The 13,015-nt window shown below is 53.4% G+C and carries 5 protein-coding genes; all 5 read right to left on the bottom strand.

The annotated features are described in order from the left end of the window. Window positions 1–27: 27 nt before the first annotated feature. Genes ABC336_RS31945 through ABC336_RS20920 form a run of 5 tightly spaced genes read right to left on the bottom strand, consistent with a single transcriptional unit; the run spans window position 28 to window position 12,996 of the window. Window positions 28–7,257 carry a DEAD/DEAH box helicase family protein gene (locus ABC336_RS31945; protein ID WP_459564707.1) on the bottom strand — a complete coding sequence of 2,410 codons (7,230 nt, stop codon included), beginning with the start codon at window positions 7,255–7,257 and terminating at the stop codon, window positions 28–30. A 4-nt stretch (window positions 7,258–7,261) separates the two neighbouring features. Further along, a complete protein-coding gene (locus ABC336_RS20935; RefSeq protein WP_038693791.1) occupies window positions 7,262–7,528 on the bottom strand; it encodes a helix-turn-helix domain-containing protein in 267 nt (88 codons plus the stop codon). A gap of 14 nt (window positions 7,529–7,542) precedes the next feature. After that, window positions 7,543–8,025 carry a hypothetical protein gene (locus ABC336_RS20930; RefSeq protein ID WP_052098194.1) on the bottom strand — a complete coding sequence of 161 codons (483 nt, stop codon included), beginning with the start codon at window positions 8,023–8,025 and terminating at the stop codon, window positions 7,543–7,545. Window positions 8,026–8,049: 24 nt separating this feature from the next. Then, complete coding sequence (locus ABC336_RS20925; RefSeq protein ID WP_413240485.1) at window positions 8,050–11,883, bottom strand: DUF5704 domain-containing protein; 3,834 nt, start codon at window positions 11,881–11,883, stop codon at window positions 8,050–8,052. After that, window positions 11,884–12,996 (bottom strand): copper amine oxidase N-terminal domain-containing protein, encoded by a 1,113-nt coding sequence (locus tag ABC336_RS20920; protein WP_052098193.1) that lies wholly within the window; start codon window positions 12,994–12,996, stop codon window positions 11,884–11,886. Window positions 12,997–13,015: the final 19 nt, after the last annotated feature.

Raw genomic sequence — 13,015 nt, 5'->3', positions numbered from 1 at the left:
CCTTTGATTTATACCTTTCCATTGCCGTTATCGCTCTCGATCCGCAACCCGCCGTTCGGGTGCGTCCGGTTCCTCATCCGACACGCTGTCCACGGCCTCGTTTTCCCGTTTGTCCATGTTCAGCAGCACATTTAGCTCCGCGAGCCGCGCGGACTTCGTTTGCAGTTCCTGTTCTTGCTTGAACGGTGCCTCGATCTGCTCCTTCGCCGTTACCATCTGTTGCTTGAGTGTTGCGAGCTGGTCACGGCAATAGGCGAGCTTATTCGGCAAATCCGACAATGTATTGTTTATTCGACTCATATTGCCGCCTGCATCCGGTCCTAACGTAATCGTATGGCCCAATACTCCACGCAGCGTCACCTTGTATTCCTTTGCAAAGCTATCAAAAGATAGCCATAAAGAAAAGCCCATGTAACTGCCTGCTTCCTGCTGATCGGGAGAGGTCATACCCTTGCAGGCTTCCAGCAGGGCAGCGCCCGCCGCAGCACGTTCCGAGTACGTGTAGTCTTTGATGGTCATACCAGGAAAACGGGAATCGTCGCTGCAAGCCTTTTCCGACGCTTTGGCGCGCATGAACAAGGCTACGTCCTGCTCATACCCAGCAATACGTTCCTCCGTAGACTTGAATTGCTGCGGCAGCATTTTGAGCAACCGATCCTCCAGCGCATAACGCTGGCTCAAGTGGTTGGCTTTAAGCAGCTTGAGTTTGGATACCTGAATGTCGAGATCCATTTTTTCCTTGATGTACGGATTTCCAGTCGCAAGCGCTTTAACCTCGGCATAGGACAAAGCCGTTTCATCAATGTCCTCGGCAGACCGAACCGGCGATTTACTGGTCATGATCTGAGAGATAAACCGTTGCTTGTTTTCGAGCGTTTGATATAGGTAAGCGTCAAACGTGTTCTCTGTGACATAGCGGAAGATGTGAACCTCGCTGTTCTGGTTGCCTTGCCGAATAATTCGCCCGCTGCGCTGCTCCAAGTCACGCGGACGCCACGGACAGTCGAGGTCATGAAGCGCGATCAACTTGGTCTGAACATTCGTTCCCGCGCCCATCTTAAACGTCGATCCGAGCAATATGCGAATCTGTCCCGTTCGAACCTTGGCAAACAGTTCTTTCTTCTTCACTTCTGTGTTGGCGTCGTGAATGAAGGCGATCTCCTCTGCCGGAACGCCTTTCTCTGTCAGTTTGCGTCTCAGCTCGTCATACACATTAAAGGTGCCATCCTGCTTAGGGATAGAAAGGTCGCAAAAGACCAACTGCGCGAGCCGCTGCTCCTGACTGTCGGCCCATTGCCGAAAGACGTTATCCGCGCAGGCGCTCACCTTACTGCCTTCGTCATCGGGTAGCATGGCGTTTGCAAGACGCTGATCGAGGGCCAGCTTGCGTCCGTCGTTGGTGATCTTGAGCATGTTGTCTTCATGTGGCTCTACTCGCTTCGCTCGCACCTGTTCGGCGCGGCTGGCGAGATCCGCGACCATCTCACGCTGAAAATCGCTCGGCGGCACAGCGACGTTGTGGAAGTGGGCTTTGGGAACCGGAAGCTGGAGCATATCCGCTGTCTGAATGTCCGCCACTTCCTTAAAGACGTTCATCAGCTCCGGCAAATTATAAAAACGGGCAAACCGCGTTTTCGCGCGATAGCCCGTTCCTTCCGGTGCCAGCTCAATTGCCGTGACCGTCTCTCCAAATGTTGAAGCCCATGAATCAAAGTGCTGCAAGCCTTGCCCGCGGAGCCGCTCGTATTGCAAGTAGCGCTGCATCGTGTACATTTCGGTGATGGAGTTGGAGATCGGCGTACCCGTGGCAAAAATAATGCCCCGTCCTTCGGTCAATTCATCCAAATAGCGGCACTTGGCAAACATGTCCGATGACTTTTGCGCTTCGGTTTGCGACAACCCGGCGACATTGCGCATTTTCGTATAAAGGAACAGATTTTTATACGAGTCTGCTTCGTCGACGAATAATCGATCTATGCCAAGTTCCTCGAAGGTGACCACATCATCCTTACGGCTCGTGTCGCTCAACTTCTCCAGCTTGACCTGCAGCGTCTTCTTTGTCCGCTCAAGCTGCTTGATGGCGTACCGCTCGCCCTTGGCTTCCTTAAGCTCGCGGATGCCGCTTGTGATCTCGGAGATTTGCTCGTAAAGCTGCTGCCGCTGGCCCTCCGCCGAGATCGGAATTTTTTCAAATTGCGAGTGGCCGATAATAATCGCGTCGTAATCGCCGGTGGCAATCCGTGCGCAGAACGTCTTCCGGTTCTTCGTTTCAAAATCCTTCTTGGTGGCGACCAGTACGTTTGCGGACGGATAAAGCTGCAAAAATTCCGCCGCCCATTGCTCGGTCAGATGATTAGGAACAACCAGCATGCTTTTGTTGCACAGACCCAAATGCTTGCTTTCCATGGCCGCTGCGGTCATCGCAAAGGTTTTGCCCGCGCCGACGCAATGGGCGAACAGGGAATTGCCGCCATAGAGCGTTCGGGCAACCGCATTGACCTGATGCTGCCGCAACCGGATTTCCGGGTTCATCCCGGCGAAGCGAATATGACTTCCATCATATTCGCGCGGACGGATGGAATTGAATCGATCATTGTACAGTCGCGTGAGCCGCTCCCGGCGCTGCGGATCTTGCCATATCCAGTCCCGAAACGCTTCCTTCATGGCTTCCTGCTTTTGCTGTGCGATAGCCGTTTCCTGCTTGTTCAGCACCCGTTTTTCTACGCCGTTTTCAACAGCCGTATCGAATATTCGAACATCCCGCAGATTCAGTGTATCTTCGAGAATTTTGTACGCATTGATGCGATTCGTACCGTAGGTGACATTTGCCTTAATATTGTTACTGCGATCATCGCTTTTGCCTTTGACGTTCCAGGCTGCTGTGTAACCGGAATACATCACGTTGATGGAGGTTTGGTACATATACGGCGTATCTACCAGTTCGAAAATGAATGCCCGAATGACTTCCGGCGGCAGCCAGGTTGCGCCCAGTCGTACATCAATCTCGGAAGCGTCCAAGTCCTTCGGCTGCACGGCTTCCAGCGCTCTAACATTTTCAGCGTACCGCTCGGCGTCATAAGCAGCAAACTGTTTGGCAGCGCGCAGCTTTTCACGCACATTGCCCGATAGATACGCATCCGCTGTTTCGTATATCGGTTGTCCTTCTTCGTCCATATTTTCAGGATTCGGGAAGATCACGCCGCGAAGCTCCTGTACAAGCAGTTCCTGCGCGAGTCCGGTCAACTCTACCATATACGGCAGATCGACGCGAGCTTTCGTACCGATGGAAACCGCCAGCACCTCCGAAGCCGTATCCACCTGTTTTATGTTGGCGCGTTGCCGAATGGTACGCTTCGTGAACATATCCGCCTTGCGCAGCAACTGTCCTTCCTCATCTATGACTTCCAACGAACAGAGAAGGAAGTACGAGCTGTCATCCGAAAAGGCAAGGCTATTAGCGCGACTGTTAATCAGGCCGTATTGCGCTGTGAACAATTCATATTGCGTATCCAGCTTGCGCTGCTGCTCCCTTATCGCTTCGTCGCTGTAATCCTCGGTCTGGTATTCGATCAGTTCGCGCACCGTGTCCCGAAGCTGAATCATGCCCTTGATACGGCCTGCCGCAGTTGCTGATGTTTCAACCAGTCGCATCCGGCTGTTTTCCCGAAAATAGATGCGTCCTTCGACCAGTGCAAAGCTGAAATTACGAACGGACGGGTCGGCAGGCAGGGAGACCTCTTCCTCCTCCGGCTGTTCCTCCCGTTCCAACTCGACCCACTCCGCATGGATGTTCGCCAGTGCCTCACGCAACAGCTCGTCCAAAGGAGCGTCCGGGTAGGGCCAGCAGGTCGTTTCCTGTTGATTGCCGTACATCCGGTCATCAAAGGCCATCGTACCAAGCACCATTTCGGGGCGGGCTGCAAAGTAGCTATTCACCGGCACATCCTCTGCCGTAACGCCGAGCGAAAGCCATTCCTCGGTTTGCTCGCTGACAGCCACCATCCGGTCCCGTTTTTGCAAAAACAAAATGTCGGCGGTCACTTCGGTTCCGGCATTCGCCAGGAACGCATTGTTAGGCAGACGCACCGCGCCGAGCAGCGCGGCCCGTTCCGCGATGTATTTTCGGACGGTTGGGTTTTGTTTGTCCATCGTCCCTTTCGACGTAATGAAGGCGACAATTCCACCTGGACGAACCTTATCCAGCGTCTTCGCAAAAAAGTAGTCGTGAATCAGAAACTTGTGCTTATCGTATTTTTTGTCGGCCACGCCGTAGCTGCCGAACGGCACGTTGCCAACCACGAGGTCAAAAAAGCTGTCCGGCAAGCTGGTCTGCTCGTAGCCGCTGACAGCAATCGATACTTGCGGATAAAGCTGCCGCGCGATGCGCCCGGTGATGCTGTCCAACTCCACGCCAAACAGCCGAGCGTCCTGAAATGACTCCGGCATTAGACCGAAAAAATTGCCGATGCCGCAAGACGGCTCCAAAATATTACCGCTGCGGAAGCCCATCCTCTCCAGGCATTCGTACATCGCCTTGATGACGGTCGGAGATGTATAATGTGCATTCAGCGTGGAGGCGCGGGCGGACGCATATTCCTCCGAGTCCAGTAAATCCCGAAGCTCCGCATATTCCGCTCCCCATTGCGGATTCCCATCATCAAACGCTTGCGGAATCCCGCCCCAGCCTACATAACGGGCAAGCACAGCCTGCTCGTCCGCAGCCGCCTGACGGTTATCCTTCTCCAATTGCCTGAGCAGCCGGATCGCTTCCACGTTCCACTTGTACTTGGTTTTCGCGCCACCATGTCCCAATTCGTTGTCCGTGATCCGATAGTTACTGGTAGGGGTCGATTCACGCCGAAGCTCGGGGATATCGGAAGGAGGAGAGGGAGCCAATCCCTCACCTTCATCAAGTGCCGCTTGCTCCGATTCGTCCACCAGTTCCGTATCCCATTCCGCGTGTTCCGAATCCGATTCCTGATGGCCGGAAATCAGATGATCGTTCAGTGGATTCTCGCGCAGCATGCGCTCGAAATCCCGGCGATTCATTTCTTGCATGAATAACGGAAATTGAACGTCCTGCAGCACAACCTTTCGCGGCTCCAGTTGCGCGATTTCGTATTCGTCCGCACCGATAAAGACTTTGCTGCCCTCGGCATACCCATAGTGCGCTCGAACCCGGTTGGGCATTTGCTGTGATTCATCCGGCTGCAATTCCGATAGCGGCAGATTGTGTTCCGTCTTTTCCGCCGCGCGCTGCCTGCGCTGCTCCTCCCGCTGCTCGGCATAGGCAGGCAATCGTTCTTCTTCCTGACGGTTCAGATAGCGGCCCGCCGCCAGCAGCTCGCCAATGCGCTTTTGCACCTTGATCCACGGCAACACAACCCGAATATCCGGGTTCATAATGGAACCGCGTGTCAGCGTAATCCCCTTGCTATCGTGATTTTCATGAATATCTGTGCCGATCAGGGCAGGTAGGCGTCCGCCTGTGCCATATTCCCGTTTTAGAAAATCAGCGTTCTCCTGCGCCGATAACGACTGTTGGAAAAATAGCGCGATGCGAAGTTTTCCGCTCTCAAAACCACTTCCACCTTGCAGAACAGCGTCGATGGCCGCTTGAGGAAGTGAAAAAGCGGAGGATTTTTCGTCCTCCGCTTGCTTCATCCATAAGGTCTGTTGCTGAATAGAAGGCACCGATGTACGAGCAGGATCAAACTCGTTAAGGATCATCATGCTGGCGATATTCCCGGCAATCACCGACCAATCGTAAAAGCTCTGCGCCGTCCGCTGCTCCGCCGCTCCCGTCCAAAGATGCAGTACGTTTGCATACGGCTCAAAACCGGCCTTTATGTCATCATCTAGCGTTAACTCCGTAATTCCCGGAGGGAACAGACTGCGTATATACAGCGTCCGTTCCCGATCTTCCTTATGCACGTCGAAAAAGGCTTCGATAGCCGCCTTGCTCTCGGAAAGCGGCGCGGCGCGAAGCATGTCGTTGATGATCGCCCGGTCATGAAAAAACGGAAGACTCCTGTCTTCCGTCGATCGGTCATACCATTTTAGTGATAGATCAGTTCCGTGAGAATCAGTTCCTCGACCTGTTGTTTCAGGCTGTTCATGTGACTCGTCCAGCCCATCGGGTCGGTCGCCTTGTCCGGGGCCGGGTGCTGCCGAATCAGTTCCTGCATCGTCAGGTCGATCTGCTCCCGCGCTGTCCGGTCGATGTCCGCCAAATGCCGGGTCAGTTGCTCCGACAGCATCAGGTGGGCGTAGGTTCCTTTCCGCTGCTCCTTCAGAAACGTCTTGCGCAACATCCCATATTTCCTGATGCTCATCGGTTCGGCCAACGTCAGGTCGGGCAGCAGGTAATCCCCGCTCGGCGTGTAGGTCAGTTCCATGCTCCATCATCCTTTCACGTGTTTTAGCTTCATTGTGCGGCAAGGATGCTGGCCTTGCAACGGTACGGCTCGCATGACGCTCTTTTTTTCGCTGCTCATCGCGGCGCATCGCCCGAACGGTGGATTCAATCTCGCGCAACATCGTTTCCGCTACGTCGCTGATCGCCGCGCCCAAATGTGACAGCGCAGGGAGTGTATTGAAATAGCCGACGCCCGACAGGTCGTCAACGCTGATGTAATGGGAGGGTTCCAGACCGCAACGTGTCAGCGCCATAAAGGCGACCGCGTGTTGAGCGGCTTCCTTGAATAGCAGTTCCACATGCGGCTCATCCAGTTCTTCCAGCAGGCTGTTGTCGCGTTCGGCCAGCAGCATCCGCACGTAATCGGCGCTATGGTCCTCCACCGCGTTTCGGGCAGCGGACAACAGCGTGTCAACCAGTTCCATGCCTGGCCCTCGTTCACTACCAAACGCATTTTCCAGCGTTTCGATGACGGCCTCCGTGTCCGGTTCCTCCATGCGCCATAGGGAGATGGGTTGTTGGCTTCGGCTCTGCGTGTCCAACACATCGAAGACATGACGCAGCCCCAAATGACTGCCCCGATCCTCGATTAGCGCGATGCCTTTTGCGCCGCGTTTTACCCAACGGTTCAACCGCTTGTTCCATATTTCAATTGTAGCACAGGCCGTAGCATCGGGGCGCTGCGCGTAGATCAAAAGTTGATCCTGAAACGGATACTTGTAGTTCCAGGCCGCCGTCCGCAGAAAATCGGCCCAGCGCTCGGGATCATCCGAAACCGCGTGGGCCGTACCGGCGGCAAGCTCGGCCATTCGCTGCAACTTGGCTGTCAAAGGTCGCACCTCCTCATACGAAGGTAATGTGGTTCGTCAGACGAATGCCTTCCTCGGAATATCGGGGGGTGAGCCGGATAAGTCCGTTTTGCTGAAGCCGATGCAGATTGCGACGGACAGCAGAAGCGGAAAGACCCACCTCTGCCGCAAGCCGTCTGGATGAAAGCAATACCGTGCCGTTTCGTCCGCCAGCGCGATCCAGCAAATAGCTGTACAGCAGCTTCGCCGCAGGCGGAACCGATACGCCGGCCAGCAGCCGGTAACGGGCCAGATCATTCATAAAAGTGCGTCCTCCTATCGTTCCGGCTCCTGCTTTTTCTTTGGCGCGGCGGGAGTTGAGGGCTGCTGTCGATGCTGCTCGGTCAGGCGCTCGGGGCGGGCATAGCAATAAACGTAAAAGTTATAATCTCCGGCAAAGGGAAAGCAGCGCAAATAGTAACGATGTTCCTGTGTTTGCATGCAGAAACCATACACATCCGTACTCCGACTGCCTTGAATACGCGCCTCCGAGTGTTGACTACAAAATCTGAGCATATCTTTGCGGCTTTTCAGCACACCTTGATCCCCAATGGCTTGCATGACTTTTCCCAGTTCCGCTTCAAAATCCGGCGTCTGTAATGGAGAGTTCCGGCTGAACCAGCTCATCCAAAATTCTTCGCCTGAACGACCAAAATCGCCGCGAAGATGGCCAATGCAGCCACGTTGTACATTCTCCTCCGCAGAACCGGAATAAAATAGCGCCGCATCCTCGGGTGCGGCGCTTCGCAGCTTCTCCATCTCTATTCCTCCCGGCTGGTGAATTTAATGCGTTCCTCCCGTTCCGAAATCATCGTAACTGGACAAGTCGGCATGATAAAACACAACGTCCCCGTCTAGCAAAGAGAACATCCCCCCGTAAGGATCGACAAAACTGCGCTGAAAACCTTCCATCTGCCACTGGTTGTCCAGCGGCGCATTTTTATACTGCAAATGCGGGTGAGCAATGTCCTTATTGCGAATGGTTTCGATGTTAAAATTGACTACAATATAGCCGTCACGCAGGAAGATCGGCGCATTGTCGTCCAGCCGGTGGGTACGTCCGTACTCGGCCAGATTGATGCCTGCTGGCATTGCATAGGGAGCAGCCGGAAGGCTATACTCACCAAACCAGCGCTGCACCGAGGCATTGGCCCGCGCAGTATCAATGCCAGACGGCACCTGCATGCTGCCGATAAACGTCCGAAGCTGCGAAGGAAGCAGCATGCCGTCGTAGCCACCGACGTAAATCCGCTTGTGCGCCGCGTCCTTCAAAGCCCGCTGTACATACGACGTCTGAGTGCCAGAGGAACCATTCAGCTTCCACAGTGAACTGGCCGTGTTGGTTAGCTCCTGCTGCGACACATTGCGCAGGCGGGTGTCGAGCGTCACCAACCGCTGCTCGGTATCTTCTGTGGAGCCGATCCGAATAAACCGCTTGTTTCCCGAATGATAGTACAAGTCCACCTGTTGCCGGTTTTTGCTCTGCTTGTCAACGAAGTAAAAAGTCGGCGTAATCTTCACGCCATCGCCCGCGCTGAACATGTTGCCAAGCGTTTTGACCTCAAATTTGAAGTGATAGCCTGTTTTTACGACAACATTTTTCTTTCCGCTCTCTGGGTGACTGCCGGGCCGAATCGGCAGCACGTAAGGGGCCGTATTGCCGCGCGCCGCTCCGTCGATCCCTTTTGTGCCAACCCAATAGCTATTTCCGGTCGGCGTCGCACTGCCTGCCGCCGTTCTGAACACCTTTTCCCACTGGTAGTCGGCAATATCGGTAATTCGGAAGTCGAACAGACGGCCAATAACCTCAACCGCCACAACTTGCGTCGCCACATGATTAGTTAAGTCCAAATTGGCATTACTTTGTGATGTGAATGAAACCGGACTGTTTTCGGCAAACGTGCGGAACAGTACATCATAATTTCCCTCATCTACCCAAACGGGCATGTAAAAAGTGGTTGTAAGCTGGCCGACAGGAATCGAAGTCCAGGTGTCCTTCGGAATCAACGTTCCGTGGTCAGCCTTGTATACATCGAATGGGAACCTTACCTGCTTGTCTCGCACATATTTGGCATAGTCCCGATTGCCGTAGCCGGTAATGTCCCGGTGCGGCCCGCTGGTAGGAATCGTCACGGTAAAGGGGCGATCCAGAATAAGCGCCGAACGATCGGCTGTCGGCACCGTTTTCTGATTGTGCGCCTGATCGTCGGCTACAGACGCCAGATTGACGACGGGGGTATGCACCGTCACCAAATTGATGCCGTTGATTGGGAAGCTTTGGTTCGACCCGCCTCCGATGCCCTTGACCAGCGTATAATAAATCGTCCCCGCGCTTGGCTGGCTCCCCTTGTTCGTTTTAGTCGCATCGATGACAAATCCCGAACCAAATAAAACATCCTGACCGATCATGGGAGATGCAGGAATCGTCCCCGGAGCAGGAGCCGTTTCCTCCACCGTCCGATTGTCCATGATCGTTTGTCCATTAAAGACGACCGTGTCGTTCTTGACCTTGATTTTCCCGACCGCATTTTCAGCCTCTGACTTCCAGTTCTCGCTTGGAACCGAAGGTCTACTGGAGCCGCCGTAAACCGTTTGACCGGAAAGCACAACGTTGCGATACACCGGGTCCGTAATATGGGACGAGACCGCTGCATCATGGGTGGCGGAAACAGACGGTGCGGAATACCCGTTTGCTTGCAGCGTCACCGAACCGGAGGGCAGGGCATAGTTGGCGACTGTCGCCTTCTGTAAGCCGTACACTTCCAAACGGTCTGCCAGCCAATAGCTGTACTTTCGTTCCACACTGTAGCTTTGGGTGACCGTTTGCGTGTCGGATCGGGATACCGGAACCGTGGTCGAATGACCTTCGCTATCCGGCGGGCCGGGAACATATTCCGTCCAGCTCAGCGTATAGGTGCGGCTGACTGTAATCGGATACGATTTCGAGCCTTTCACTTCTGTGAACGTGTTGCGATACAAATACGCTTTGGCGCTCGCGTTAACATAAAGGCTTTCTGAGGTCGGTATTCCCTTCAAAACGTCAAAGCGTTCTGCGCCGCGAGAATCCGCCTTTATGATCGCCGATGCCGTGGCATCCATCGCCTCGACTTGCTGGCTCGTGCCAGGTAACGAGGTATCGCCGCCGTCATTGTCGCCTTTGCGTACGGTGTGATCCGAGGTGGAATCTCCGCTGTTACCATTAGCATCTTTTACGACGACCGTGATTTTGACGGTAATACTGGAGCCGGATGTGAATGGAATTTTGATCGGCAGCGATTTACTTGCCGTCAGCCCGCTGAGTGAGCCGGACTTATCGCTAGGCGTAACGAATGTTGCGTTCTCTATTTTTGTGATCTCATACGTTTTGAGCGGCACGGGTGACTTCGCTTCAAATACAAAATTTCCATTCACCGTGGTAACTGAAGCCTCGACGTTATCTGGCGCGTCGATACGGGAAGTCACGGTAATCGGAGAGGGGATTTTATAGATGCCGACGAAGTTGGAGCCGCCAGAGCCAACCAAGATGGAGCGTTCGAGTAGCTTCGCGTCGCCTTTTTCTTGTATGAATAGCTTCTCATCCGGCTCCTTATTGTTTGTGATATACGTGCGAACAATTTCATATGTCTGGCCGCCAGATGTGAGCTGCGGATCAAACGTATAGTTCGCTTCCTCTCCAGTCTCGTAGACGCCTTTGTCGACTTCCTTGAGTTTCGTGCCATCCTCCTTCTGATAGATCGCCTTTACCGGGTTATTTTCAGCGTATTCGGCAATAGCCTCCGTTCCACCAAGCGCCACCGTGAAGCTTCGCGTTCGCACCTTCGGATTCGTATCCGGATTTTCCTGCAACCAGCTTTTCTGCGTTAGGTCCTTCTTCGGCGATAGGTAGGAGCGGACAATACTGTACGTCTTCCCGTTATCCTCTATCGTCGCAGGAAACTCGTGGTTGATCGTCTCGCCGACTTTGTAGTCGCCCTTATGGAACGTGACCTCAGGCTGCTTGAGGATCGTTCCTCCCACGGTTTTCGCAACGACATCGACAGGAAAATTCGCGCTCCGATAGGGGACATGAATCCCAAAGTAATCATCGAGATCATCCGGGTGCGCCCAAGGTTCAGCGTTCTTGATTCCTTCTAACGTGTAAAATGGGCCCTTGCGCACGTTTCCATTGCCATCGACGGATACCATAATTGCGTACAAGTACAGGTCGTCGTTGTCCAAGATGTCTCCCATGCCTGCTTGCCACATGCCGTCCGTTACTAAATCTTCACTGACTTCATAGTAGGTTGTGACCGGCTCTCCGGGAATTGGGGGGTTCGGATTTTGCGCGACTTGACGCACCTGTTGATTGACAAATGATGCGTGACTGCCGTTACGTGGATCACTACACTGTTTGGATGATGTATTCGTGCAGAGTTGGTCACGACGCACCGTCCAACCTACCGTTCTGTAGCGGATGGACGAGGTTGCTGCTGTGCTAGTGATTTCAAATTTGATCTTACCCTCATCTACCCGGACAGCCGGTGTCGCAGCATTCGTAAGAAACGGAAAGCACGACAATAAAAAAGAGCATGCCAGCAGCATGCTCAACGTGATTCGTATGAATTTATGTTTGCGCATCTAGTTCGAGTCCGCCTTTCTAATGATATGATTGCGGAACAAACTTGCATTCGGATCAACCTTCAACGTACTTCCCCAATCGCCGCCTACATTAGTGGATAGAGAAATATCGGCGTAGCCTTCGTACCAAACACCTTTCTCAAACGTTTGTTTATTCGGGAACCACTCATCGTAAAGCAAGTCATTGCTTGCCTTGTACGAGACGAATTTAATCCTGAACTTGGATCGCACAAAGTTGTTGCCAAACCCATCTTTATAAATCATGGATGGCTCGGGATCAAGATAGCCTTCCATCTGGATTTGGTTCTCTCTGACCCATTCTGCGTAGCGGCGAATATGTTTCAGTTCGGCATCAGAGTTTTGCATTTTGGTAGCAAAAACCGCCTGCGCCCAAGCGTCATCAATCGTGTTGTAATTTACATTCAGCCAAAGCGCACCGAATGCTTTCAGTCTTCCCATCCAAATATCCACGTTCTTCTTGTTGAATTCCGGCTTCGTCGAGTAGAGGACGGATGAAACTTTGCTGTCTTTTGGATGCGAAAATGGATAGCCCATCTCGTACATTTCGTTCGGAACATCCGCAAGAATGTATGGATAATCGCTCGCATTATTCGGTAAGTCGGTCGTGCGAATCAAGCGCCCCCATTGGTCGGTCTGCGCCGCGCTATCTTCGCTGGTCTTGATAAACACGGTGTCTGTCGGATTGTCCCAATCCACCTTCGCACCCAACACCTCGCTTACGAAACGGAGCGGCACAAACGTTCGACCGCCGCTCAGGATGGCTTTCGTATCCAAAGTGACCGCTTTGCCATCTACCTGCACAACATTTTGGTCAATCGTCAGAACGATAGATTGATCGTCTCTCATAATCGGAACCGTCTGTGTTTTCGATTCCCAGCCGACTTTCGCTCCGAGCGATTCGGCGACAAAGCGTACCGGGACGAGCGTTCGCCCGTTCTCATCAATAAACGCCTGCGCGTCGGGAAACCAGATTTTTTTGCCGTCCATGACGACGCTGACAAAGGTTGGCGGTTTACTGGCTGCGCTTGCAGTCAAACTGAATATACTTCCGAAAAGTGTCACAATGAGGAGGGATACTAACCTTCTTTTCAAATGCCTCACTCCCTAAAGA

It is taken from the genome of Paenibacillus jepli (assembly GCF_047238105.1).
Lineage (GTDB): Bacteria > Bacillota > Bacilli > Paenibacillales > Paenibacillaceae > Paenibacillus_D.
This window is presented reverse-complemented; position numbering and strand designations above follow the sequence as displayed.

What these genes read in the sequence shown, in the direction of transcription:
- ABC336_RS20935 (WP_038693791.1), bottom strand. Translation starts at nt 7,528, where the DNA reads ATGAATGATCTGGCCCGTTACCGGCTGCTGGCCGGCGTATCGGTTCCG.
- ABC336_RS20925 (WP_413240485.1), bottom strand. Translation starts at nt 11,883, where the DNA reads ATGCGCAAACATAAATTCATACGAATCACGTTGAGCATGCTGCTGGCA.
- ABC336_RS20930 (WP_052098194.1), bottom strand. Translation starts at nt 8,025, where the DNA reads ATGGAGAAGCTGCGAAGCGCCGCACCCGAGGATGCGGCGCTATTTTAT.